Origin of the sequence: Streptomyces vulcanius, from assembly GCF_042653945.1 — a bacterium.
Taxonomy (GTDB): domain Bacteria; phylum Actinomycetota; class Actinomycetes; order Streptomycetales; family Streptomycetaceae; genus Streptomyces; species Streptomyces mangrovi.
Map to the genome: position 1 here is coordinate 36,876 of NZ_JBHSFK010000027.1, position 23,712 is coordinate 60,587.

Sequence of the window (23,712 nt, forward strand, 5' to 3'; positions counted from 1 at the left end):
CCTCCGAGGGGCTACGGCGCCCCTGGGCATCGTCCACAGTTTCGTCACGGCCAACATAGGCGACCGGCGGTGCGCCTGTCCGCATCCAGCGCGACCGAAATTACGCTGTTGGCCGCCCCTGTGTCGTCAGGACTTCGTGACCGTCGCCTTGTTGATCACGACGGTCGCGTTGGGGGCACCGTCACCGGCGCCCGTGTTCTCGCCCGCCGCGGCGATCTTCTTCAGGACCTTCATGGCCTCGGCCGACAACGTACCGAACGGGGTGTAGCTGGGCGGGAGCTGACTGTCCTGGTAGACGAGGAAGAACTGGCTGCCGCCGGTGTGTGCCTGTCCGGTGTTGGCCATCGCGACCGTGCCCGCCGGGTAGACGTTGTCCTTGAGGCTCTTGTCCTTCAGGTTCTCGTCCGGGATGGTGTAGCCCGGTCCGCCGCTGCCGCTGCCCGTCGGGTCGCCACACTGCAGCACGTAGATGCCGTTCGTGGTCAGCCGGTGGCACTTCGTGTGGTCGAAGAAGCCCTTGTTGGCGAGGAAGTCGAACGAGTTGACCGTGTGCGGGGCCGCAGCCGTCTTGAGAGCTATGTCGATCTCACCGCACGTCGTCGCCAGCTTCAGCGTGTAGTCGGCCGACTTGTCGATGGTGACCGCCGGCTCCTTCTTCCACGACAGCTTCTTGACCGAGCCCGCGGCGGCCTTCTCGCACGGGTCCTTCGCGGCGCTGGGCGACGCGGACGGGGAGGCTTCCGAACTCGCGTTCGCCTTGTCGTCCTTGTCGTCCTTGAGGACGCCCGTCGTGTAGAGCGTGAGGCTGCCCACCAGGATCACGCCGAGGACCGACGCGATCACCGCGTTGCGCGCCCGTGCCTTGCGTCGCGCGGCCGTGCGGCGCTGCTGCTGCCGCAAGAACTTCTCCCGGGCGAGCTGACGCTTGCGCTGTTCCTGGGTGACCACCGGGTTCTCTCCTCATGCGTCTCGTGATGCCGACCGGTACACGCGCGTCCGGTGAGCCGACCGCCTGCGTGTGCCCCGTACCGTATATGGGTTCGCTGAGGAAACGGCAGCGCCGGTAGGCTCTGACAGCGGCTGTTGCCGTTTGTAAGCCGCCCGTATCGACACAACGAGGGACGATCGTGCTCATTGCCGGGTTCCCCGCCGGGGCCTGGGGGACGAACTGTTATCTCGTCGCCCCCGCCGCCGGTGAGGAGTGCGTGATCATCGACCCGGGCCACCAGGCGGCCCCAGGAGTCGAGGAAGCGCTGAAGAAGCATCGGCTCAAGCCCGTCGCCGTCGTCCTCACCCACGGCCACATCGACCATGTGGCCTCGGTCGTCCCGGTGTGCGGCGCGCACGACGTACCGGCCTGGATCCACCCCGAGGACCGGTTCATGATGAGCGACCCCGAGAAGGCCCTCGGCCGCTCCATCGGGATGCCGCTGATGGGCGAGCTGACGGTGGGGGAGCCGGACGAGGTCCGTGAACTGGCCGACGGTGTGAAGCTGGACCTGGCCGGTCTGGAGTTCTCCGTCGCGCACGCGCCCGGCCATACCAAGGGGTCGGTGACCTTCCGGATGCCCGAGACGACCGAGATCCCCTCGGTCTTCTTCTCCGGGGATCTGCTCTTCGCCGGCTCCATCGGACGCACCGACCTGCCCGGCGGTGACATGGCCGAGATGTTCGACTCGCTGGCCCGCGTGTGCCTGCCGCTCGACGACTCGACCGTGGTGCTGTCCGGCCACGGCCCCCAGACGACCATCGGCCAGGAGCGCGCCACCAATCCGTATCTGCGGCAGGTGGCGGACGCCGGCCAGGGAGCGGGCCCGACGGCCCCTCCCCGACGAGGAATGTGACGAGACTTCCGTGAGCACGTTTCAGGCCCCCAAGGGCACGTACGACCTTCTGCCGCCCGACTCCGCGAAGTACCTGGCCGTCCGTGAGGCGATCGCCGCGCCGCTGCGCAACTCCGGTTACGGCTACATCGAGACACCAGGCTTCGAGAGCGTCGAGCTCTTCGCGCGCGGGGTCGGCGAATCCACCGACATCGTGAGCAAGGAGATGTACGCCTTCGAGACGAAGGGCGGCACCAAGCTCGCCCTGCGCCCCGAGGGCACCGCTTCCGTTCTGCGCGCCGCCCTGGAGGCCAACCTCCACAAGGTGGGCAACCTCCCGGTCAAGCTCTGGTACTCCGGCTCGTACTACCGCTACGAGCGCCCCCAGAAGGGCCGCTACCGGCACTTCTCGCAGGTCGGTGCCGAGGCGATCGGCGCGGAGGACCCGGCGCTCGACGCCGAGCTGATCATCCTGGCCGACCAGGCGTACCGCACGCTGGGGCTCAGGAACTTCCGGATCCTGCTCAACAGCCTGGGCGACAAGGAGTGCCGTCCTGTCTACCGGGCCGCCCTCCAGGACTTCCTGCGCGGGCTCGACCTCGACGAGGACACGCTCCGCCGCGCGGAGATCAACCCCCTCCGTGTCCTGGACGACAAGCGCGAGTCGGTCCAGAAGCAGCTCGGGGACGCCCCGTTGCTGCGGGACTACCTCTGCGACGCCTGCAAGGCGTACCACGAGGAGGTCCGTGAGCTGATCACCGCGGCAAGCGTCGCCTTCGAGGACGACCCGAAGCTGGTCCGCGGCCTCGACTACTACACCCGTACGACCTTCGAGTTCGTCCACGACGGTCTGGGCTCCCAGTCCGCGGTGGGCGGCGGCGGCCGTTACGACGGCCTCTCCGAGATGATCGGCGGTCCCGCGCTGCCGTCCGTGGGCTGGGCGCTGGGCGTCGACCGTACGGTGCTCGCGCTGGAGGCGGAGGGCGTGGAGCTGGAGTTGCCCGCCGCCACCTCCGTGTACGCCGTCCCGCTGGGGGACGAGGCCCGGCGGGTGCTGTTCGCCAAGGTCACCGAGTTGCGCAAGCTCGGGGTCGCGGCGGACTTCTCCTACGGCGCCAAGGGGCTCAAGGGCGCGATGAAGAACGCCAACCGGAGTGGGGCGCGGTACGCGGTCGTCGCCGGTGAGCGTGACCTCGCGGAGGGGGTCGTCCAGCTCAAGGACATGGTGTCCGGTGAGCAGACGGCGATCGGGGTGAACGAGATCGTGGCGGAACTGGAGTCGAGGCTGGGCTGAGCCCGGCGGGCGGCGGGGTTCACCGCCCCCGCCGCCCCTGCCCCTTCCCGTCCCCTGGGGGCGGAGCTCCCTGGGGCGGTTACTCCAGGAGGCCGTGGCGCATCGCGCTGGTTACCGCTGCTGTGCGGTCGTCCACTCCCAACTTGCCGAACGCCCGCAGCAGATGCGTCTTCACCGTCGACTCCCCGATGAACAACCGCCGCCCGATCTCCGCGTTCGTGCACCCCTCGGCCACCAGTCGCAGCACCGCCGTCTCCCGTGCCGACAGACGGGGGATCTCCGGTCGCGTCCGGAGCCGGTCGACCAGGCGGGCCGCCACCGACGGCGCCAACACCGTCTCGCCGCTCGCCGCGGCCCGTACGGCGTCCGCGAGTTCGCCCCGGGGGAGGTCCTTGAGCAGGTAGCCCGCCGCGCCCGCCTCCACGGCCCGCAGGATGTCTCGGTCCGTCTCGTACGTCGTCAGGACCAGTACCCGGCAGGGCAGTCCGGCCTCCGTCATCCGGGCGATCGACTCCACGCCCCCGCCGCCGGGCATCCGCAGGTCCATCAGCACGATGTCGGGCCGCAGTTCGGCCGCCAGCGCCTCCGCCCGCGGCCCGCTCTCCGCGTCGGCGACGACCTCCAGATCCGGCTCGGCGCTGAGCATCGCCCGCAGTCCCTCCCGTACGACGGGATGGTCGTCAGCCAGGATGATCCGGATCACGGTCTCGGTCACGGGGCCTCACTCTCACTCCTCACGCCGGCGGACACCGGCAGCCGGACGGTCACCGTCGTGCCCGTGCCGGGGGCGCTGTCCACCCGGGCCTTACCGCCGACCTCCGCGGCGCGCGCCCGCAGGCCCGCCAGACCATAGCCGTCGGCGACGGAGGGGTCGAAGCCGCAGCCGTCGTCCTGGACGGAGACGGTCAGACCCTCCTCGTCGTACCGCACGCGGATCGTCACCTGTGCCGAACTGCCCGCGTGGCGGCGGGCGTTGGTCAGCGCCTCCTGACAGGCGCGCAGGGCCACCACCTCCCGCCCGGCCGGCAGCGCCCGTACCGGGCCGCAGAGGTCCAGCGCCGCCCCGTGCCGGTCGGCCAGCCGGCCCAGCGCGTCCGGCAACGACGTTCCCGCGAGGTCGGCCGGCGCTCCCCCGGCCACCAGCGCACGCGCCTCGGCCAGGTTCTGGCGGGCGGTCTCGTCCATCAGACGCAGATGGCGACGGGCCTCGGCGACGTCCGTGGCCAGCTCCGCCTCCACCGCCTGGGTCAGCATCAGCAGGCTGGTGAAGCCCTGCGCCAGGGTGTCGTGGATCTCGCGGGCCATCCGCTCCCGCTCCGCGAGCGCGCCGTGCGCCGCCGAGAGCCGTGCCACCTCGCTGCGGCTGGCGTCCAGCTCGGCGATCAGGTCCGCCCGCTCCCTGCTCTGCTCGATGATCTGGATGACCCAGCTGCCGACGGCCGCCGAGAAGACCAGGCTGACGACGGCGAACAGGGAGTTGAAGAAGACCTCCCGGCCGCTGGGCCACCACAGCAGGACCCAGCCCACCACCGGCGCGATGTTGATCACCGCGACCGCGATCAGCGCCCGGGGCACTCTCATCGTCATGAAGCACTGCGGGACCAGGGCGAACGTCATCAGCCGGGTCTCGCCGACCAGCACCGCCGACGGCAGGAACAGCGCCATCTCACCGATGAGATAGCGCAGCGCCCTGGGGTCGTCGGGCACCGGTTCGCCCACCAGCAGAGGGCGCCCCACCGCGACGTACCACGGCGCCAGCAGCACCAGCAGTCCGGCCGCGACCGCGCGGACCGGCCATCCGGGGCGGTCCGTGCCGAGCACGGTCACCAGGGTGGCCAGCCAGACCAGCGCGAAGTACACGTCCCAGAGCCGGAAGGAGCCGTCCCAGATGTGCGGGCCTGCCCCGGTCCGTGCGGTCATCCATCGCGCCGGTTCTTCCACCGGAAGGTCAGCAGACACAGCACCAATCCTCCGACGCACCACGCCGCCAGGACCAGGGCCACGCGCCCCGACTCCCAGCTTCCCGCCTGCTCCAGGACCCGTGCCGAGTCCGGCAGGAACACCCCGCGCAGACCCTGGCACATCCATTTCAGCGGGAACAGGGCACCGATGTTCAGCATCCAGTCCGGGATGGTGTCGATCGAGATGTACACCCCGGAGATGAACTGCAGGACCAGGAAGGGGAGTACGACCACCGAGGTCGCGCTGCGCCCGGACTTCGGGACCGAGCTGATCGCGATGCCCAGCAGCGCACAGGCCGTGAGGCCCAGGACGAAGATCCACGCGAAGTCGAACCAGTGGGCCGCCGAGGACGGCAGGTCGACGTCGTACAGGGTGGTGCCCACCAGGAGCAGTACGGCCGTCTCCACCGCGCCGGTGACCAGAACCAGCCAGATCTTGCCGAGGAAATAGGCCGCCGGGGGCATCGGGGTGCCGCGCAGCCGCCGCAGCACCTTCTCGTCGCGTTCGATCGCGATGGAGATGCCCAGGGACTGGAAGCTCGTCGACATGATGCCGGCGGCCATCATCGCCGGGACGTAGAGCTGCGAGGCCGTGATGCCCGCGCCCTCGACGTCGTCGCGGAAGATCGACGCGAACAGGAACAGGAACACCACCGGGAAGGCGAAGGTGAACACCACCTGGTCGCGCTGGCGGAAGAACTGCTTCAGTTCGAGGGCGCCCCGGTGCAGGCCCAGTGTCCAGGCCCCCGGCAGGCGCGCGGACGTGGCCCCCGCGGTGGTCCGTGCCGTCGGAGTCGTCGGGGCAGTCGTCATCGCGCGTCCTCCTGGCCGGTCAGGCGGAGATAGACGTCCTCCAGGGTGGGGCGGGTCACCGTGAGCCCCGGGATCTCACCGTCGAAGCGCTGCGTCAGCTCGGCGACCGTGCGCGTGGGGGTGTCGGTGTGCGTGGTGCGCGCGGTGCCGTCGGGTTCCGTCCAGGCGACCGTCGCGCCGGTGCCGTACCGCTCCCGCAGGGCGGCCGGCTCGCCCTCGGCGACCACCCGGCCGCGGGCGATCACCGCGAGCCGGTCGGCGAGCGCCTCCGCCTCCTCCAGGTAGTGCGTGGTGAGCAGGATGGTCGTGCCCTCCTGGGCGAGCGTGCGGATCAGGTCCCAGAACTGGCGCCGGGCCGCCGGGTCGAAACCGGTCGTCGGCTCGTCGAGGAGCAGCAGGTCCGGGTCGCCGATCACGCCCAGGGCCACGTCCAGCCGGCGGCGCTGGCCGCCGGAGAGCGTCTTCGTACGGCTGTCCGCCTTCGCCTCCAGACCCACCAGCCCGATCACGTCCTCGGGGTCGCGCGGCCTCGGGTAGTAGCGCGCGAAATGCCGCACGGTCTCGCGGACCGTCAACTCGGCGGGCGCGGATTCGTCCTGCCAGACGATTCCGACACGTGAACGCCACGCACGCGTGCCCGTCGCGGGATCCGCGCCCAGCACCCGGACCTCGCCCCCGTCCCGGTCGCGGTGCCCCTGGAGGATCTCCACCGTGGTGCTCTTGCCGGCGCCGTTCGGGCCGAGCAGCCCGAACACCTCGCCCGCGCGGATCCCCAGGTCGACGCCGTCCACCGCGGTCACGTCCCCGTACCGCTTGCGCAGCCCCCGAACGTCCACCGCGAGTTCGTTCGCGTGTGTTGTCATGAGTCAGAGGGTCGGCCGGAACCGAACGCACCGGGACGACCGGGCGTACCTCCTTATGTCCACCGAACGGTGGACAGCCGTCTCGGTGCGGCAGAATGGCCCCTGCCCGAAGACGGTCCAACTCTCAAACGACGGAATTGGCGTGATGAGCAAGACGACAGTCAAAGACGTCTCCACGGAGTCCGAGGAGCCCGAGAGCGTCGCCACAGCCGAGCCCCGGACGGCGGGCGCCAGCCGTGCGTTCGCGATCCTGCTGCTGATCACCGGCGCGGCCGGTCTGCTCGCCGCCTGGGTCATCACGATCGACAAGTTCAAACTGCTCGAGGCCAAGGTCGCGGGCACGACCTTCACCCCCGGCTGCAGCCTGAACCCCGTCGTCTCCTGCGGCAGCGTGATGGAGTCCAAGCAGGCCGCCGCCTTCGGCTTCCCCAACCCGATGCTCGGCCTGGTCTGCTACGGCATCGTCATCTGCGTCGGCATGAGCCTGCTGGCCCGCGCCCGCTTCCCGCGCTGGTACTGGCTCACCTTCAACTTCGGCACGCTCTTCGGCGTCGGATTCTGCACCTGGCTGCAGTTCCAGTCGCTGTACCGGATCAACGCCCTGTGCCTGTGGTGCTCGCTGGCCTGGGTCGCCACGATCATCATGTTCTGGTACGTGACCTCCTTCAACATCCGTAACAACTTCCTGCCCGCCCCGGGCTGGCTGAAGAGCTTCTTCGGCGAGTTCACCTGGGTCCTGCCGGTGCTGCACATCGGGATCATCGGCATGCTGGTGCTGACCCGCTGGTGGGAGTTCTGGACCAGCTGACGCCCTTGAGGGGATTGTCAGCGGTGTGACTTAGGGTTTCGGTGTGGAGCCCGACCTGTTCACCGCCGCGGCGGAAGACCGCCAGGAGAAGGACCCCGCAGGGAGCCCCCTGGCGGTCCGGATGCGCCCGCGCACCCTCGACGAGGTGGCGGGCCAGCAGCACCTGCTGAAACCCGGCTCCCCCCTGCGCCGCCTGGTCGGCGAGGGCGCCAAGGGCCCGGCCGGACCCTCCTCGGTGATCCTCTGGGGCCCGCCCGGCACCGGCAAGACCACCCTGGCGTACGTCGTCTCGAAGGCGACGAACAAGCGGTTCGTGGAGCTCTCCGCGATCACCGCCGGCGTCAAGGAGGTCCGCGCGGTCATCGACGGCGCCCGCCGCGCCACCGGTGGCTACGGCAAGGAGACCGTCCTCTTCCTCGACGAGATCCACCGCTTCAGCAAGGCCCAGCAGGACTCCCTGCTGCCCGCCGTCGAGAACCGCTGGGTGACCCTGATCGCGGCGACCACGGAGAACCCGTACTTCTCCGTCATCTCCCCCCTGCTCTCCCGCTCCCTCCTGCTCACCCTCGAACCCCTCACCGACGACGACCTGCGCGGTCTGCTCCACCGGGCCCTCACCGACGACCGCGGCCTCAAGGGCTCCGTCACCCTCCCCGAGGACACCGAGGCCCACCTCCTGCGCATCTCCGGCGGCGACGCCCGCCGCGCCCTGACCGCCCTGGAGGCCGCCGCCGGGGCCGCCCTCGACCAGGAAGAGGGCGAGATCAGCCTCCAGACCCTGGAGCAGACCGTCGACCGCGCGGCGGTCAAGTACGACCGCGACGGCGACCAGCACTACGACGTCGCCAGCGCCCTCATCAAGTCCATCCGGGGATCGGATGTGGACGCCGCGCTGCACTACCTGGCCCGCATGATCGAGGCCGGCGAGGACCCCCGGTTCATCGCCCGCCGGCTGATGATCTCCGCCAGCGAGGACATCGGCCTGGCCGATCCGCACGCCCTGCCGACAGCCGTCGCCGCCGCCCAGGCCGTCGCCATGATCGGCTTCCCCGAGGCCGCGCTGACCCTCAGTCACGTGACCATCGCCCTCGCCCTGGCCCCCAAGTCCAACGCCGCGACCACCGCGATCGGCGCCGCCCTGGACGACGTACGGAAGGGGCTGGCCGGGCCCGTGCCGCCGCATCTGCGCGACGGGCACTACAAGGGCGCCGCCAAGCTCGGCCACGCGCAGGGGTACACATACCCGCACGACCTGCCGGAGGGCATCGCCGAGCAGCAGTACGCACCCGACGCGATCAAGGACCGTGAGTACTACACCCCCACCCGGCACGGCGCGGAGGCGCGGTACGCGGACGCGGTGGAGTGGACCAGGAAGCACCTCGGTCGAAAGCGGTCCTGACCACCCTGTAGAATCCGTCGGAGTGCTGAGTCCCGCGCAGTCAGAGCGGGACAGCCAGCCGGAGATCCGGTCCCTCGTGGACCGGCTCCAGGAGCGTCGCGCACCGTCGACCGGTGTCGCGGGCAGCCCACCACCACCCGGAGTTCCGGGAGGGGCGGTGGGCCACTCGCGTGCTGCACATATGTGCCCAGACCAGGGGAACGGCTGCCCACCAGGCCCGGCAACGGGACCGGCGGGAATCCCCGGCTGCGGATTGCGACCTCCCTCAACCCTGACAAGCCGGAATCAAGGAAATGAGATAGGACAGTGGCGAACCAGTCCCGCCCCAAGGTCAAGAAGTCGCGTGCCCTCGGCATCGCGCTGACCCCGAAGGCCGTCAAGTACTTCGAGGCCCGCCCCTACCCGCCGGGTGAGCACGGCCGTGGCCGCAAGCAGAACTCGGACTACAAGGTCCGTCTGCTGGAGAAGCAGCGTCTGCGCGCGCAGTACGACCTCTCCGAGCGCCAGCTCGTCCGCGCCTACGAGCGTGCCTCCAAGGTGCAGGGCAAGACCGGTGAGGCCCTGATCGTCGAGCTCGAGCGCCGTCTCGACGCCCTGGTCCTGCGTTCGGGCATCGCCCGCACCATCTACCAGGCCCGTCAGATGGTCGTGCACGGCCACATCGAGGTCAACGGCCAGAAGGTCGACAAGCCGTCGTTCCGCGTCCGTCCCGACGACGTCGTGATGGTCCGCGAGCGCAGCCGCGAGAAGACCCTCTTCACCATCGCCCGTGAGGGCGGCTTCGCCCCCGACGGCGAGACCCCGCGCTACCTGCAGGTGAACCTCCGCGCCCTGGCGTTCCGCCTGGACCGCGAGCCGAACCGCAAGGAAGTCCCGGTCATCTGCGACGAGCAGCTGGTCGTCGAGTACTACGCCCGCTGATCCTTCGGCGGCCGCGGTACTTCCGCGCCTCGGCCCGTCGTCCACTCGCCCTTCGGGGCGGGAGGGCGGCGGGCTTTCGCACACCCGAAATGCGGTACGGAGCGCTGTGTCCGGCGCGATAGGCTCAGCGTCAGAAATAGGTGACATCACTGCAATGAGAGGTGCCAGGTGTCCGGAGGAGAGGTAGCCGGGATCCTGGTGGCCGTCTTCTGGGCGATCCTGGTCTCCTTCCTCGCCGTCGCGCTGGCGAGGCTGGCCCAGACGCTCAGGGCGACCACCAAGCTGGTCGCGGACGTGACCGACCAGGCCGTCCCGCTGCTCGCCGACGCCTCCGCGGCGGTGCGTTCCGCGCAGACCCAGATCGACCGGGTCGACGCGATCGCCTCCGACGTCCAGGAGGTCACGTCGAACGCCTCCGCGCTCTCGACGACCGTCGCCTCCACCTTCGGCGGCCCCCTGGTGAAGGTCGCGGCCTTCGGCTACGGCGTCCGCCGCGCCCTCGGCCGCAAGGACGACGCGCCCGCCAGGGAGCCCCGGCGTACCGTCATCGTGGGCCGCACGGTCTCCCGGCGGGAGAAGCGGAAAGCCCGTGGAAAGAGGGACTGAGAGCCAGCCATGTTCCGCCGTACCTTCTGGTTCACCACAGGCGTCGCCGCCGGAGTGTGGGCCACCACCAAGGTCAACCGCAAGCTGAAGCAGCTGACCCCCGAGAACCTCGCCGCGACCGCGGCCAACAAGGCGCTCGAGACGGGAGCCCGCCTCAAGGACCGCGCGGTCGGCTTCGCCCTCGACGTCCGCGACAACATGGAGCGGCGGGAGGCGGAACTCGAGGACGCGCTCGGCATCCAGGAGGACCCCGAACTCCCCGCGCCCCGGCGGTTCGCCGCCATCGAGAACAGCACGCCCACGAGGTACGAGCGGACCACGACGTACCCGTACGACCGGAATGAGGACCACTGATGGAGTCGGCCGAGATTCGCCGCCGCTGGCTGAGCTTCTACGAGGAGCGCGGGCACACCGTCGTCCCTTCGGCGTCGCTCATCGCGGACGACCCGACTCTGCTCCTTGTCCCGGCCGGAATGGTCCCCTTCAAGCCGTACTTCCTCGGTGAGGTCAAGCCGCCGTGGTCGCGCGCCACCAGCGTGCAGAAGTGCGTCCGCACGCCCGACATCGAAGAGGTCGGCAAGACCACCCGCCACGGCACGTTCTTCCAGATGTGCGGCAACTTCTCCTTCGGCGACTACTTCAAGGAAGGCGCCATCAAGTACGCCTGGGAGCTGCTCACCAGCCCCCAGGACAAGGGTGGTTACGGCCTGGATCCGGAGCGGCTCTGGATCACCGTCTACCTGGACGACGACGAGGCCGAGCGCATCTGGCACGACGTCGTCGGCGTGCCCAAGGAGCGCATCCAGCGCCTCGGCATGAAGGACAACTACTGGTCCATGGGTGTCCCCGGACCCTGCGGCCCCTGTTCCGAGATCAACTACGACCGCGGCCCCGAGTTCGGCGTCGAGGGCGGCCCCGCCGTCAACGACGAGCGGTACGTGGAGATCTGGAACCTCGTCTTCATGCAGTACGAGCGCGGCGAGGGCATCGGCAAGGACAACTTCGAGATCCTCGGCGACCTGCCGAGCAAGAACATCGACACGGGCCTGGGCATGGAGCGCCTCGCCATGATTCTGCAGGGTGTGCAGAACATGTACGAGATCGACACCTCCATGGCCGTCATCGACAAGGCCACCGAGCTGACCGGTGTGGCCTACGGCGACGCCCACGACTCGGACGTCTCCCTGCGCGTGGTCACCGACCACATGCGGACGTCGGTGATGCTCATCGGCGACGGCGTAACCCCCGGCAACGAGGGCCGCGGCTACGTCCTGCGCCGCATCATGCGCCGCGCCATCCGCAACATGCGCCTCCTCGGCGCCACCGGACCGGTCGTCAAGGACCTCATCGACACCGTCATCGCCATGATGGGCCAGCAGTACCCCGAGCTGGTCACCGACCGCGAGCGCATCGAGAAGGTCGCCGTCGCCGAGGAGAACGCCTTCCTCAAGACGCTGCGGGCCGGCACCAACATCCTCGACACCGCCGTCACCGAGACCAAGCAGTCCGGCGGCACGGTCCTCGCCGGCGACAAGGCCTTCCTGCTCCACGACACCTGGGGCTTCCCGATCGACCTCACCCTGGAGATGGCCGCCGAGCAGGGGCTGTCCGTGGACGAGGACGGCTTCCGGCGGCTGATGAAGGAACAGCGGGAGCGCGCCAAGGCCGACGCCCAGGCCAAGAAGACCGGCCACGCCGGCACCGGCGCCTACCGCGAGATCGCCGACAAGGCCGGCGAGACCGAGTTCATCGGCTACGGGGACACCGAGGGCGAGTCCACGGTCGTCGGCATCCTCGTCGACGGTGTCTCCTCGCCGGCCGCCACCGAGGGCGACGAGGTCGAGATCGTCCTCGACCGCACCCCGTTCTACGCCGAGGGCGGCGGCCAGATCGGCGACACCGGCCGGATCAAGGTGGGCTCCGGCGCCGTCGTCGAGATCCGCGACACCCAGAAGCCGGTCCCGGGCGTCTACGTCCACAAGGGCGTCGTCCAGGTCGGCGAGGTGACCGTCGGCGACCTGGTCCACGCCACGATCGACTCCCGTCGCCGCACGGCCATCGCCCGCGCCCACTCCGCCACCCACCTCACCCACCAGGCCCTGCGCGACGCCCTCGGCCCGACGGCCGCCCAGGCCGGTTCCGAGAACCAGCCCGGCCGCTTCCGCTTCGACTTCGGCTCCCCGTCCGCCGTTCCGACGGCCGTGATGACCGACGTCGAGCAGAAGATCAACGAGGTGCTCGCCCGCGACCTCGACGTGCGCGCCGATGTCATGGGTATCGACGAGGCCAAGAAGCAGGGCGCCATCGCCGAGTTCGGCGAGAAGTACGGCGAGCGGGTCCGCGTGGTGACCATCGGCGACTTCTCCAAGGAGCTGTGCGGCGGCACGCACGTGCACAACACCTCCCAGCTGGGCCTGGTGAAGCTGCTCGGCGAGTCGTCGATCGGCTCCGGTGTGCGCCGTATCGAGGCCCTGGTCGGCGTCGACGCCTACAACTTCCTCGCCCGTGAGCACACGGTCGTCGCCCAGCTCCAGGAGCTGATCAAGGGCCGTCCGGAGGAGCTCCCGGAGAAGGTTTCCACCATGCTCGGCAAGCTGAAGGACGCCGAGAAGGAGATCGAGAAGTTCCGCGCCGAGAAGGTCCTTCAGGCCGCCGCCGGGCTCGCCGCGTCCGCCCAGGACGTCCGGGGCATCGCCCTGGTCACCGGGCAGGTTCCGGACGGCACCACCGCCGACGACCTGCGCAAGCTGGTCCTCGACGTGCGTGGCCGTATCCAGGGCGGCCGGGCCGTCGTCGTCGCTCTCTTCACGACGGTGAACGGCAAGCCGCTGACGGTGATCGCCACCAACGAGGCCGCCCGCGAGCGCGGTCTCAAGGCCGGTGACCTGGTCCGCACGGCCGCCAAGACCCTCGGCGGCGGCGGTGGCGGCAAGCCGGACGTCGCCCAGGGCGGCGGCCAGGACCCGGCCGCCATCGGCGAGGCCGTCGGCGCCGTCGAACGGCTCGTGGCGGAAACGGCCAAGTGAGCGCCGGCATGAGGCGCGGCAGGCGGCTCGCGATCGACGTCGGGGACGCCCGGATCGGGGTCGCCTCGTGCGACCCCGACGGGATCCTCGCCACCCCGGTCGAGACGGTCCCCGGCCGGGACATCCCGGCCGCTCACCGCAGGCTGCGGCAACTGGTCGAGGAGTACGAGCCGATCGAGGTCGTCGTCGGTCTCCCTCGCTCCCTCAAGGGGGGCGAGGGCCCGGCCGCGGTCAAGGTCCGCGCCTTCGCCCAGGAGCTGGCCAAGGGCATCGCGCCCGTTTCCGTACGGCTGATCGACGAGCGGATGACGACCGTGACGGCCAGTCAGGGCCTGCGTGCGGCGGGGGTGAACGCGAAGAAGGGCCGGTCGGTGGTCGACCAGGCAGCCGCTGTGATCATCCTTCAGCAGGCCCTCGAATCCGAACGGGTGTCAGGTACAGCACCGGGCGAGGGCGTCGAAGTGGTCATCTGATCGCGATACGGTAACGTTCCGCGCGATGCGGCGGTGTTCGAACAGCCGCCGCACAGAGAGAGGCGGAACGGTGACGGACCTGGGAAGGCCGCGTGATCGCCGCCTCGCGGCTCTAGGGGATCGATGACTGAGTATGGCCGGGGCCCAGGCTCCGAACCGTGGCATCCGGAGGACCCGTTGTACGGGGAGCCCGGATGGGACGGGCAGCAGGCCCACCAGGGCCAGCCTGCCTACGGCGGCCAGCCGCAGCACCACCACTACCCGCAGCAGTCGCAGCAGCAGGAGTACGGCGACTGGACCGACGGACAGGCGCAGCAGTACGACCCGCAGCAGTATGACCAGCAGCAGTACCACCAGCAGCAGTACGGTCACCAGTACGAGCAACAGCAGTACGAGCAACAGCAGTACGACCCGCAGCAGTACGACCAGCGGTACGCCCAACAGGGGCAGCAGGGCTACCACGAGGGCGGCTGGGACGGGACCGGAACGGCCGCGCACGTTCCGTACGCCGCCGACCCTGGTGACCCCTACGGGCAGCAGGCCGCCGCGTACGGCGCGCAGCAGCCGGACTTCTACGGCACCCCGGACGCCTATCCGCCGCCTGAGCCGCCCGCCCGGCGGCGCGCCGAACCGGAGTCGGAGACGCTGCCGGAGCCGGAGTCGGAGTCCGAGCAGAAGCCCGACGAGAGGATCGACTGGGATCCCGGCCCCGAACAACAGGACGAGCACCCCTTTTTCGCGGACGGCGGAGGCGGGAGCCCGGACGACGGGTCGGACGAGGACGACGACGATCCCGAGGGGCGCGGCGGCCGACGGGGCCGGGGCGGCAGGGGCGGTGTCGAAGGCGGCAAGACCGCCAAGGGCAAGAAGAAGAGCCGCAACGGCTGCGCCTGCCTGATAGTCGCACTGGTGTTCGTCAGCGGTATCGGTGGAGTCGGGTATGTCGGCTACCACTTCTACCAGAATCGTTACAGCACGGCTCCGGACTACTCGGGCGGCGGCACCAGCACCGTGAGCGTCGAGATCCCCAAGGGCGCGGGTGGCGCCGCCATCGGGCGAGAGCTGAAGAAGGCCGGGGTGGTCAAGAGCGTCGACGCGTTCGTGTCCGCGTTCACGAGCAACTCCCGGGCGGGCAGCATCCAGGCGGGCGCCTATGTCCTCAAGAAGGAGATGTCCGCGAAAAGCGCGGTCGATATGATGCTCGACCCGACCAGCCAGGCGAACGTGGTGGTCGCGGAAGGCCAGCGCAATGTGGAGGTCTACAAGCGCATCGACGCGAAACTCGGCCTTTCCGCCGGTGCCACCCGGAAAATCGCCGAGAAGGACTACAAGAACCTCGGGCTGCCGGACTGGGCGAACGACAACAAGGAGATCAAGGACCCGCTGGAGGGTTTCCTCTTCCCGGGCACCTATCCCGCGGCCAAGGGCATGAAGCCCGAGTCCATCCTGAAGGCGATGGTCGCGCGCGCCGATACCGCGTACAAGAAGTACGACCTCGAGGGCAAGGCCGAGAATTTCAAACTCGACAACCCGCTGCAGCTCCTCACGGTCGCGAGCCTCGTCCAGGCCGAGGGCAAGACGGAGGACGACTACCGCAAGATGGCCGAGGTCGTCTACAACCGCCTGGATCTCGCGAATCCCCAGACCTATGGATTCCTGCAGTTCGACTCGACCTTCAATTACCTGCAGGGCGAGAGCAAGATCAATATCAGCGAGGCCGAGATCACCAGCAACAAGGATCCGTACAACACGTACACGAACAAGGGTCTGCCGCCCGGTCCGATCGGAAACCCGGGCGATGTGGCGATCAAGGCGACACTGGATCCGACCGACGACGGCTGGTACTACTTCGTGGCGACCGACGGCGTGAGCAAGACCGAATTCGCCAAGACGCACGAGCAGTTCCAGAAGCTCAAGGACAAATTCAATGAGAGTTCGGGCAACTGACGTCCGCCGGGCCGCCGTGCTCGGTTCGCCCATCGCCCACTCCCTCTCCCCGGCGCTGCACCGCGCCGCGTACGAGGCGCTGGGGCTCACCGGGTGGACGTACGACCGCTTCGAGGTCGACGAGGCCGGCCTGCCCGGGTTCTTCGCGGAACTCGGGCCGGAGTGGGCGGGGTTGTCCCTCACCATGCCGCTCAAGCGCGCGGTCGTCCCGCTGCTCGACGAGATCAGCGAGACGGCCGCCTCCGTCGAGGCGGTCAACACGGTCGTGTTCACCGAGGACGGCCGCAAGGTCGGCGACAACACCGACGTCCCCGGGATGGTCGCCGCCCTGCGCGAGCACGGCGTCGAACAGGTCGGCTCGGCCGCCATCCTCGGCGCCGGCGCCACCGCGTCCTCCGCGCTGGCCGCCGTGGCCCGGATCTGCACCGGCGACATCGTCGCGTACGTCCGCAGCGCGGTCCGCGCCGCCGAGCTGCGGGAGTGGGGCGAGCGGCTCGACGTCGACGTCCGGATCGCCGACTGGGCCGAGGCCGCCGACGCCCTGCGCTTCCCGCTCGTCGTCGCGACCACCCCGGCCGGGGCGACCGACGCCCTCGCCGCCTCGGTGCCGGAGCGGCCCGCGACTCTCTTCGACGTCCTCTACGACCCGTGGCCGACCGAGCTGGCCGCCCGCTGGTCCATGTTCGGCGGCGCCGTAGTCAGCGGGCTGGACCTGCTGGTGCACCAGGCGGTGCTCCAGGTCGAACAGATGACCGGTAGCGCCCCGGCCCCCCTGGAGGCGATGCGCAAGGCGGGCGAACACGCCCTCTCCACCCGTTAGACGGGACTCGCGTACGGCGCTGTCCCGTCCGGCTGGTGGACCGGCGGCCGGGGGCGGTGGGCGGACGTGGGAGGATCGAAGGTGGCTGGCCGGAGCCGCGCACCCGGTCCGCCGACGACGTACGCGAGGACGCGCGTAGGCAGTACCAGGGCGCGAGCACTGAGGAGCATCGTTGAGCAGGCTGCGTTGGCTGACCGCGGGGGAGTCCCACGGTCCCGCACTTGTCGCGACGCTGGAGGGCCTTCCCGCCGGCGTGCCGATCACCACGGAGATGGTGGCCGACCACCTCGCGCGACGCCGGCTCGGCTACGGACGCGGCGCGCGGATGAAGTTCGAGCGTGACGAGGTGACCTTCCTCGGCGGTGTCCGGCACGGTCTGACGCTCGGTTCTCCGGTGGCGGTCATGGTGGGCAACACCGAGTGGCCGAAGTGGGAGCAGGTCATGGCCGCCGACCCGGTCGACCCGGAGGTTCTGGCGGGGCTGGCCCGCAACGCCCCGCTGACCCGGCCGCGTCCCGGCCACGCCGATCTGGCCGGTATGCAGAAGTACGGCTTCGACGAGGCCCGTCCGATCCTGGAGCGTGCCTCCGCCCGCGAGACGGCCGCCCGGGTGGCGCTGGGTGCGGTGGCGAGGTCGTTCCTGAAGGAGACGGCCGGTATCGAGATCGTCTCGCACGTGGTCGAGCTGGCCGGGGCGAAGGCGCCCTACGGCGTGTACCCGGCCCCCGCCGATGTCGAGAAGCTCGACGCGGATCCGGTGCGCTGCCTGGACGCGGACGCGTCGAAGGCGATGGTCGCGGAGATCGACCAGGCCCACAAGGACGGCGACACCCTCGGCGGGGTCGTCGAGGTGCTCGCCTACGACGTTCCGGTCGGCCTCGGTTCGCATGTGCACTGGGACCGCCGGCTGGACGCCCGGCTGGCCGCCGCCCTGATGGGCATCCAGGCGATCAAGGGCGTCGAGGTCGGCGACGGCTTCGGCCTCGCGCGCGTGCCGGGCTCCAGGGCGCACGACGAGATCGTCACCACACCCGAGGGCATCCGCCGCTCCACCGGCCGCTCCGGCGGCACCGAGGGCGGACTGACCACCGGCGAGCTGCTGCGCGTACGGGCGGCGATGAAGCCGATCGCGACCGTGCCGCGCGCCCTGCGGACCGTGGACGTGTCCACCGGCGAGGCCACCCAGGCGCACCACCAGCGCTCGGACGTGTGCGCGGTGCCGGCGGCCGGCATCGTCGCCGAGGCGATGGTGGCCCTCGTCCTGGCGGACGCGGTGGCGGAGAAGTTCGGTGGCGACAGCGTCCCCGAGACCCGCCGCAACGTCCGGTCGTACCTCGACAACCTCAGCATCCGATGAGCGGGCCACTGGTCGTCCTGGTCGGCCCGATGGGCGTGGGCAAGTCCACCGTCGGGCGGCTGCTGGCCGAGCGGCTGGGCGTGGGCTACCGCGACACCGACGAGGACATCGTCGCCGGGCAGGGCCGCAGCATCGCGGAGATCTTCGTCGACGAGGGCGAGGAGACGTTCCGCGCGGTCGAGAAGCGGGCGGTGGAGCGCGCGCTCGCCGAGCACACGGGCGTCCTTGCCCTCGGCGGCGGTTCCGTCCTCGACGCGGGGACACGCGACCTGCTGACCGGACGGCGTGTGGTCTATCTCTCGATGGACGTCGACGAGGCCGTCAAGCGCACCGGCCTCAACGCGGCCCGCCCCCTCCTCGCGGTCAACCCGCGCAAGCAGTGGCGCGAGCTGATGGAGGCCCGCCGCCATCTGTACGAGGGCATCGCCACCGCAGTCGTACCGACCGACGGCCGTACGCCCGAAGAGGTCACCCGGGCCGCCCTGGACGCACTGGAGTTGAAGGAAGCATGAGCAGCGAGTCAGTGACCCGGATCAGGGTCGGCGGCAGCGCGGGCAGCGAGCCGTACGAGGTCCTGATCGGACGTCGGCTGCTGTCCGAACTCGCCGGTCTCATCGGCGAGAAGGCCAAGCGGGTCGCCGTGATCCACCCCGAGGCGCTCGCCGAGACCGGGGACGCGCTCCGCGCCGACCTGGCCGGGCAGGGCTACGAGGCGGTCGCCATCCAGGTGCCCAACGCGGAGGAGGCCAAGACCGCCGAGGTCGCCGCGTACTGCTGGAAGGCGCTGGGCCAGTCCGGTTTCACCCGCACCGACGTCGTGGTGGGCGTGGGCGGCGGCGCGACCACCGACCTCGCCGGCTTCGTCGCGGCGACCTGGCTGCGCGGGGTGCGCTGGATCGCCGTACCGACGACCGTGCTCGCCATGGTCGACGCGGCCGTGGGCGGCAAGACCGGCATCAACACCGCCGAGGGCAAGAACCTCGTCGGCGCCTTCCACCCGCCGGCCGGCGTCCTGTGCGACCTGGCCGCGCTGGACTCCCTCCCGGTCAACGACTACGTCTCCGGACTCGCCGAGGTCATCAAGGCGGGCTTCATCGCCGACCCCGTCATCCTCGACCTGATCGAGGCCGACCCCGAGGCCGCCCGCACCCCGGCGGGCCCGCACACCGCCGAACTCATCGAGCGCTCCATCAGGGTCAAGGCGGACGTCGTCTCCTCGGACCTGAAGGAGTCGGGCCTGCGGGAGATCCTCAACTACGGCCACACCCTCGCGCACGCCATCGAGAAGAACGAGCGCTACAAGTGGCGCCACGGCGCCGCCGTATCCGTCGGCATGCACTTCGCCGCCGAACTGGGCCGTCTGGCCGGCCGGCTGGACGACGCGACCGCCGACCGCCACCGCACGGTCCTCGAATCGGTCGGACTTCCCCTCCACTACCGCCACGACCAGTGGCCCAAGCTCCTCGAGGCCATGAAGGTGGACAAGAAGTCGCGGGGAAACCTGCTGCGCTTCATCGTCCTGGACGGCCTCGCCAAGCCGACCGTCCTGGAGGGCCCCGACCCGGCCGTTCTGCTCGCCGCGTACGGCGAAGTGGGCCAGTAGGTCCGAGACGCTCCCTTCCGCCCGATTCGCCTTCCACAGCGGGCACTTCGGACCGCCCCGGGCCGTTCACCAAACGACGGTCAGGGGCGGTACCGTTCAGTAGCGAAAGAAGGGGATCACGCCCCGACCACCCAGCGCCCATCGCCTGTACGAGACGGAGTGGCACCGGATGCAGCACGCAGTGGGTTCTCCGCTGCCGCCGCCCCACCAGGGGCACGGTCCGGCCGACGGCTGGTCGCCGGCCGCGCGACACCCGGGCCCTTACCAGCCGGGCAGCGCGCCCCAGCAGCGGCCGGGCTACCTCGGCGCCCCCTCGGGCCCGGTCCCGCCCGCTCCGCAGCCGCCGGTCCCGCCCGTGCCGCCGCCCCCGGCCCCGCAGCACGCTCCGGCCCAGCCCGCCACCGATGCCACCGGACATGTCCCGCTGCCACCCGGCGGCCCCGTCGCGATGCCGCCCGTCCCGCCGGCCCAGGCCGCGCCCGATCCGACGACCACCACCCTCGCGGTCCTCCTCATCGGCCCCGCAGGCGCCGGAAAGACCAGCGTCGCCAAGTTCTGGGCCGAGCACCGCCGGGTGCCCACCGCCCACATAAGCCTCGACGACGTACGCGAATGGGTCCGCTCGGGCTTCGCCGACCCCCAGCGCGGCTGGAACGACCACTCCGAGGCGCAGTACCGCCTGGCCCGCCGCACCTGCGGCTTCGCCGCCCGCAACTTCCTGGCCAACGGCATCTCCTGCATCCTCGACGACGCGATCTTCCCGGACCGCCCGGTCGTCGGCCTCGGCGGCTGGAAACGGCACGTGGGTCCCGGCCTCCTCCCGGTCGTCCTCCTCCCCGGCCTGGAAGTCGTCCTGGAACGCAACGCCGAACGCTCGGGCAACCGCCGCCTCACCGACGAGGAGGTCGCCCGCATCCACGGCCGCATGGCCGGCTGGTACGGCTCGGGCCTCCCGATCATCGACAACTCGGCCCTGGACGTCCCGTCCACGGCCAGGATCCTGGACGACGTCCTGGCCAGGGCGATCACGAGCCCGCCGAAGTGGTAACGGGGGCGGACAACCCCACTCGGCCCCTCCCAACCGGCACAAATCCCGCTCGACTCATACGCTCGACTCATGTCCGAGGTGTACGCGTCGCGCCGCACACGACTGAGGGACCGCTGCAACGCAAGCGGCACCACAGCCGCACTCATCACCAGCCCCGCCAACGTGAGATACCTCGCAGGCGCGGCCCCGCACGGCGCCGTCCTGCTCCTGGGCACGCAGGAGGACCTCCTCGTCTGTCCGGGCCCGCCCGACGACCGCCCCACCGAGGGCCGGCCGGACGACAGCCTTCTCGTCCACGCCCTGCCGCGCGCCGGCGGCGACCCCGCGGTGGCCGCCGCCGACCTGCTCAAGGCCCAGGGCGGAGACTCCCTCGCGATCGAGGAGCACCACCTCACCGTGGCCCGCCACCGGCAACTCCACTCGGTCGCCCCCCGGCTGCGCGTCGCGGACCTCGGCACGACCGTCGAACAGCTCAGGGTCGTGAAGGACGAGGAGGAGATCTCCTGCCTCCGCATCGGCGCCGAGATCACCGACCAGGCCCTGGGCGAGCTGCTGGAGTCGATCCTCGTCGGCCGCACCGAACGCCACCTCGCGCTGGAACTGGAGCGGCGGCTCGTCGACCACGGCGCCGACGGCCCCGCCTTCGCCACCTCCGTCGCCACCGGCCCCAACGCCGGCCGGCGCGGACACCGGCCCACCGACCGCCGGGTCGAGGAGGGCGACTTCCTCTCCGTCTGCCTGGGCGCGAACTACCACGGCTACCGCTGCGAGATCGGCCGCACCTTCGTCATCGGGACCTCGCCCGCGGACTGGCAGATCGAGCTGTACGACCTGGTCTTCGCCGCCCAGCGCGCCGCACGGGAGGCGCTGGCCCCCGGGGCCGCGTACCGCGACGTGGACCGCGCGGCACGTCAGGTCCTGGACTCCGCGGGGTACGCGGAGCACCTCCCGGCCCTCTCGGGGCACGGTGTCGGGCTCGAAATCGACGAGGACCCGCAGTTGGCCCCCGCGGCCATGGGTAAACTGGACGCCTGCGTGCCGGTCACCGTCGAACCGGGGGTCCACCTCCCGGGCCGGGGCGGTGTCCGGATCGATGACACGCTCGTCGTACGCCCCGAGGCGGACGGCGGACCCGAGCTACTCACCATCACGACCAAGGAGCTGCTCGCACTCTAGGCAAAGGTGCGTGCCCCCGGGGTCGTCCACGTCAGTCCAGGAGATTCCGCAACCGTGGCTTCCACGAACGACCTCAAGAACGGCCTGGTGCTCAAGCTCGAAGGCGGCCAGCTCTGGTCCGTCGTCGAGTTCCAGCACGTCAAGCCCGGCAAGGGCCCGGCCTTCGTGCGCACCAAGCTCAAGAACGTGCTCTCCGGCAAGGTGGTCGACAAGACCTTCAACGCCGGCGTCAAGGTCGAGACGGCCACCGTCGACAAGCGGGACATGCAGTTCTCGTACAAGGACGGCGAGTACTTCGTCTTCATGGACATGGAGACCTACGACCAGCTGATGATCGACCCCAAGGCCGTCGGCGACGCCGCGAACTTCCTGATCGAGGGCTTCACCGCGGTCGTCGCGCAGCACGAGGGCGAGGTGCTCTTCGTCGAGCTGCCGGCCGCCGTCGAGCTGGTCATCGCCGAGACCGAGCCGGGCCTCCAGGGCGACCGCTCCACCGGTGGCACCAAGCCCGCCACCCTGGAGACCGGTTACCAGATCCAGGTCCCGCTCTTCATCACCACCGGAGAGAAGATCAAGGTCGACACCCGCACCAGCGACTACCTCGGCCGGGTGAACAGCTAACCGTGGCTGCTCGCAACACGGCCCGCAAGCGCGCCTTCCAGATCCTCTTCGAGGGCGACCAACGCGGGGTCGACGTCCTGACGGTCCTCGCGGACTGGGTGCGGCTCTCCCGGAGCGACACCCGGCAGCCGCCGGTCAGCGAGTTCACGATGCAGCTGGTCGAAGGCTACTCGGGGCACGCGAAGCGCATCGACGAGCTGCTCTCCCAGTACTCCGTGGGCTGGACGCTCGACCGGATGCCAGTCGTCGACCGCAACATCCTGCGGCTCGGCGCGTACGAGCTGATCTGGGCCGACGAGACCCCGGACGCCGTCGTCATCGACGAGATGGTGCAGCTGGCGAAGGAGTTCTCCACGGACGACTCGCCGTCGTTCGTCAACGGCCTGCTGGCCCGGCTCAAGGAGCTCAAGCCGTCGCTCCGCCGGGAGTAGCTCCGCCGGAAGAAGCCGGGGACTGGGGTCGTACGTGGCCTGCGGGCCGCCTGTGGCTTGTCGCGCAGTTCCCCGCGCCCCTGAGGGGGGCGACCTCGCCGGAGGGCCCACAGCGCACGCTGTGGGCCCTCCGGCGTTGCAACAGAAAGCCGGGGTGGCCCGAACGGTCAGGTTCGGGCCACCCCGGCGGCACGTTTCTGCTGAAGCGGCGGAGCGGCTAGCTCTCCTCGTGGGACACCGCGCGACGCGCGTCCGCATCCAGCACGCCCCAGCTGATCAGCTGCTCGGTGAGGACCGAGGGGGACTGGTCGTAGATCACCGCGAGAGTGCGCAGGTCGTCCTGGCGGATCGACAGCACCTTGCCGTTGTAGTCACCGCGCTGCGACTGGATCGTCGCCGCGTAGCGCTGCAGGGGTCCCGCCTTCTCGACCGGAACGTGGGCCAGCCGCTCCAGGTCCAGGACCAGCTTCGGCGGGGGCTCGGCCGCCCCGCCCGGGGTGGTGCCCGGCAGCAGCTCCTGGACGGGGACGCCGTAGAAATCCGCCAGCTCGGCAAGGCGCTGCACGGTCACGGCGCGGTCGCCGCGCTCGTACGAACCGACCACGACCGCCTTCCAGCGTCCCTGGGACTTCTCCTCGACACCGTGGAGGGAAAGGCCCTGCTGGGTGCGGATCGCCCGGAGCTTGGCCCCGAGCTGTTTGGCGTATTCGCTGGACATATAG

At 70.4% G+C, this 23,712-nt stretch carries 24 protein-coding genes; 18 read left to right on the top strand and 6 right to left on the bottom strand.

The genetic code is table 11. The annotated features are described in order from the left end of the window. Nucleotides 1–126 precede the first annotated feature (126 nt). The gene (locus ACFPIH_RS34395) at nt 127–948 is read right to left on the bottom strand and encodes a peptidylprolyl isomerase (RefSeq protein ID WP_381181442.1); all 822 of its coding nucleotides are present in this window, start codon (nt 946–948) and stop codon (nt 127–129) included. Between the two features lie 179 nt (nt 949–1,127). On the opposite strand from ACFPIH_RS34395, the gene ACFPIH_RS34400 reads away from it, so the two are divergent. Continuing rightward, nucleotides 1,128–1,844, top strand: a complete 717-nt coding sequence (locus ACFPIH_RS34400) for an MBL fold metallo-hydrolase (protein ID WP_381181440.1) — start codon at nt 1,128–1,130, stop codon at nt 1,842–1,844. 10 nt (nt 1,845–1,854) lie between these two features. Then, on the top strand, nt 1,855–3,117 hold the full coding sequence (hisS, locus tag ACFPIH_RS34405) for a histidine--tRNA ligase (protein WP_381181438.1): 1,263 nt from the start codon (nt 1,855–1,857) through the stop codon (nt 3,115–3,117). Between the two features lie 79 nt (nt 3,118–3,196). Here the strand turns inward: hisS and ACFPIH_RS34410 are convergent, their stop codons facing one another. From ACFPIH_RS34410 to ACFPIH_RS34425, 4 genes are read right to left on the bottom strand one after another with little or no spacing between them, the layout of a single operon-like run. After that, on the bottom strand, nt 3,197–3,820 hold the full coding sequence (locus ACFPIH_RS34410; protein ID WP_381181510.1) for a response regulator: 624 nt from the start codon (nt 3,818–3,820) through the stop codon (nt 3,197–3,199). An 8-nt stretch (nt 3,821–3,828) separates the two neighbouring features. Continuing rightward, complete coding sequence (locus tag ACFPIH_RS34415) at nt 3,829–5,037, bottom strand: sensor histidine kinase (RefSeq protein WP_381181436.1); 1,209 nt, start codon at nt 5,035–5,037, stop codon at nt 3,829–3,831. Then, nucleotides 5,034–5,891: an ABC transporter permease gene (locus ACFPIH_RS34420; RefSeq protein ID WP_381181434.1), complete on the bottom strand. Its 858-nt coding sequence runs from the start codon at nt 5,889–5,891 to the stop codon at nt 5,034–5,036. The genes ACFPIH_RS34415 and ACFPIH_RS34420 overlap by 4 nt, the downstream gene beginning before the upstream one ends. After that, entirely contained in the window at nt 5,888–6,754 is an 867-nt protein-coding gene (locus ACFPIH_RS34425) for an ABC transporter ATP-binding protein (RefSeq protein ID WP_381181432.1), read from the bottom strand. Before ACFPIH_RS34425 ends, ACFPIH_RS34420 begins: the two co-directional genes overlap by 4 nt. A 145-nt stretch (nt 6,755–6,899) precedes the next feature. Here ACFPIH_RS34425 and ACFPIH_RS34430 point away from each other — a divergent pair, with 145 nt between their 5' ends. The 16 genes from ACFPIH_RS34430 (at nt 6,900) to nusB (ending at nt 22,990) form a co-directional block, all read left to right on the top strand. Further along, nucleotides 6,900–7,562, top strand: coding sequence for a vitamin K epoxide reductase family protein (locus ACFPIH_RS34430; protein ID WP_381181430.1), 663 nt, complete (start codon nt 6,900–6,902; stop codon nt 7,560–7,562). Between the two features lie 43 nt (nt 7,563–7,605). Beyond that, entirely contained in the window at nt 7,606–8,961 is a 1,356-nt protein-coding gene (locus ACFPIH_RS34435) for a replication-associated recombination protein A (RefSeq protein WP_381181429.1), read from the top strand. Nucleotides 8,962–9,267: 306 nt separating this feature from the next. After that, the gene (gene rpsD, locus ACFPIH_RS34440; RefSeq protein ID WP_381181427.1) at nt 9,268–9,882 is read left to right on the top strand and encodes a 30S ribosomal protein S4; all 615 of its coding nucleotides are present in this window, start codon (nt 9,268–9,270) and stop codon (nt 9,880–9,882) included. Between the two features lie 168 nt (nt 9,883–10,050). Further along, nucleotides 10,051–10,488: a DUF948 domain-containing protein gene (locus tag ACFPIH_RS34445; RefSeq protein ID WP_381181425.1), complete on the top strand. Its 438-nt coding sequence runs from the start codon at nt 10,051–10,053 to the stop codon at nt 10,486–10,488. A gap of 9 nt (nt 10,489–10,497) precedes the next feature. Next, on the top strand, nt 10,498–10,842 hold the full coding sequence (locus ACFPIH_RS34450) for a hypothetical protein (protein ID WP_381181423.1): 345 nt from the start codon (nt 10,498–10,500) through the stop codon (nt 10,840–10,842). Continuing rightward, the gene (alaS, locus tag ACFPIH_RS34455; RefSeq protein ID WP_381181421.1) at nt 10,842–13,514 is read left to right on the top strand and encodes an alanine--tRNA ligase; all 2,673 of its coding nucleotides are present in this window, start codon (nt 10,842–10,844) and stop codon (nt 13,512–13,514) included. The genes ACFPIH_RS34450 and alaS overlap by 1 nt, the downstream gene beginning before the upstream one ends. 8 nt (nt 13,515–13,522) lie before the next feature. After that, complete coding sequence (ruvX, locus tag ACFPIH_RS34460) at nt 13,523–13,987, top strand: Holliday junction resolvase RuvX (protein WP_381181419.1); 465 nt, start codon at nt 13,523–13,525, stop codon at nt 13,985–13,987. Between the two features lie 123 nt (nt 13,988–14,110). Further along, the gene (gene mltG, locus ACFPIH_RS34465) at nt 14,111–15,934 is read left to right on the top strand and encodes an endolytic transglycosylase MltG (RefSeq protein ID WP_381181417.1); all 1,824 of its coding nucleotides are present in this window, start codon (nt 14,111–14,113) and stop codon (nt 15,932–15,934) included. Next, the gene (locus ACFPIH_RS34470) at nt 15,915–16,754 is read left to right on the top strand and encodes a shikimate dehydrogenase (protein WP_381181415.1); all 840 of its coding nucleotides are present in this window, start codon (nt 15,915–15,917) and stop codon (nt 16,752–16,754) included. Before mltG ends, ACFPIH_RS34470 begins: the two co-directional genes overlap by 20 nt. Nucleotides 16,755–16,926: 172 nt before the next feature. Beyond that, nucleotides 16,927–18,111 carry a chorismate synthase gene (aroC, locus tag ACFPIH_RS34475; RefSeq protein ID WP_381181413.1) on the top strand — a complete coding sequence of 395 codons (1,185 nt, stop codon included), beginning with the start codon at nt 16,927–16,929 and terminating at the stop codon, nt 18,109–18,111. After that, nucleotides 18,108–18,623, top strand: a complete 516-nt coding sequence (locus tag ACFPIH_RS34480; RefSeq protein WP_381181411.1) for a shikimate kinase — start codon at nt 18,108–18,110, stop codon at nt 18,621–18,623. The genes aroC and ACFPIH_RS34480 overlap by 4 nt, the downstream gene beginning before the upstream one ends. Next, nucleotides 18,620–19,714 (top strand): 3-dehydroquinate synthase, encoded by a 1,095-nt coding sequence (aroB, locus tag ACFPIH_RS34485; protein WP_381181409.1) that lies wholly within the window; start codon nt 18,620–18,622, stop codon nt 19,712–19,714. Before ACFPIH_RS34480 ends, aroB begins: the two co-directional genes overlap by 4 nt. Before the next feature lie 169 nt (nt 19,715–19,883). Beyond that, nucleotides 19,884–20,762 (top strand): Pro-rich N-terminal domain-containing protein, encoded by an 879-nt coding sequence (locus ACFPIH_RS34490; protein WP_381181407.1) that lies wholly within the window; start codon nt 19,884–19,886, stop codon nt 20,760–20,762. Between the two features lie 69 nt (nt 20,763–20,831). Continuing rightward, nucleotides 20,832–21,938, top strand: coding sequence for an aminopeptidase P family protein (locus tag ACFPIH_RS34495; protein WP_381181405.1), 1,107 nt, complete (start codon nt 20,832–20,834; stop codon nt 21,936–21,938). A 54-nt stretch (nt 21,939–21,992) separates the two neighbouring features. Next, on the top strand, nt 21,993–22,559 hold the full coding sequence (efp, locus tag ACFPIH_RS34500) for an elongation factor P (RefSeq protein ID WP_381181403.1): 567 nt from the start codon (nt 21,993–21,995) through the stop codon (nt 22,557–22,559). 2 nt (nt 22,560–22,561) lie between these two features. Next, nucleotides 22,562–22,990 (top strand): transcription antitermination factor NusB, encoded by a 429-nt coding sequence (nusB, locus tag ACFPIH_RS34505; protein ID WP_381181401.1) that lies wholly within the window; start codon nt 22,562–22,564, stop codon nt 22,988–22,990. 217 nt (nt 22,991–23,207) lie between these two features. Here the strand turns inward: nusB and bldD are convergent, their stop codons facing one another. After that, a complete protein-coding gene (gene bldD, locus ACFPIH_RS34510) occupies nt 23,208–23,708 on the bottom strand; it encodes a transcriptional regulator BldD (protein WP_009313753.1) in 501 nt (166 codons plus the stop codon). Nucleotides 23,709–23,712: the final 4 nt, after the last annotated feature.

What these genes read in the sequence shown, in the direction of transcription:
- mltG (WP_381181417.1), top strand. Translation starts at nt 14,111, where the DNA reads ATGACTGAGTATGGCCGGGGCCCAGGCTCCGAACCGTGGCATCCGGAG.
- ACFPIH_RS34415 (WP_381181436.1), bottom strand. Translation starts at nt 5,037, where the DNA reads ATGACCGCACGGACCGGGGCAGGCCCGCACATCTGGGACGGCTCCTTC.
- alaS (WP_381181421.1), top strand. Translation starts at nt 10,842, where the DNA reads ATGGAGTCGGCCGAGATTCGCCGCCGCTGGCTGAGCTTCTACGAGGAG.
- ruvX (WP_381181419.1), top strand. Translation starts at nt 13,523, where the DNA reads ATGAGGCGCGGCAGGCGGCTCGCGATCGACGTCGGGGACGCCCGGATC.
- bldD (WP_009313753.1), bottom strand. Translation starts at nt 23,708, where the DNA reads ATGTCCAGCGAATACGCCAAACAGCTCGGGGCCAAGCTCCGGGCGATC.
- ACFPIH_RS34430 (WP_381181430.1), top strand. Translation starts at nt 6,900, where the DNA reads ATGAGCAAGACGACAGTCAAAGACGTCTCCACGGAGTCCGAGGAGCCC.
- ACFPIH_RS34450 (WP_381181423.1), top strand. Translation starts at nt 10,498, where the DNA reads ATGTTCCGCCGTACCTTCTGGTTCACCACAGGCGTCGCCGCCGGAGTG.
- ACFPIH_RS34480 (WP_381181411.1), top strand. Translation starts at nt 18,108, where the DNA reads ATGAGCGGGCCACTGGTCGTCCTGGTCGGCCCGATGGGCGTGGGCAAG.
- ACFPIH_RS34470 (WP_381181415.1), top strand. Translation starts at nt 15,915, where the DNA reads ATGAGAGTTCGGGCAACTGACGTCCGCCGGGCCGCCGTGCTCGGTTCG.
- aroB (WP_381181409.1), top strand. Translation starts at nt 18,620, where the DNA reads ATGAGCAGCGAGTCAGTGACCCGGATCAGGGTCGGCGGCAGCGCGGGC.
- ACFPIH_RS34420 (WP_381181434.1), bottom strand. Translation starts at nt 5,891, where the DNA reads ATGACGACTGCCCCGACGACTCCGACGGCACGGACCACCGCGGGGGCC.
- ACFPIH_RS34425 (WP_381181432.1), bottom strand. Translation starts at nt 6,754, where the DNA reads ATGACAACACACGCGAACGAACTCGCGGTGGACGTTCGGGGGCTGCGC.
- ACFPIH_RS34490 (WP_381181407.1), top strand. Translation starts at nt 19,884, where the DNA reads ATGCAGCACGCAGTGGGTTCTCCGCTGCCGCCGCCCCACCAGGGGCAC.
- ACFPIH_RS34495 (WP_381181405.1), top strand. Translation starts at nt 20,832, where the DNA reads ATGTCCGAGGTGTACGCGTCGCGCCGCACACGACTGAGGGACCGCTGC.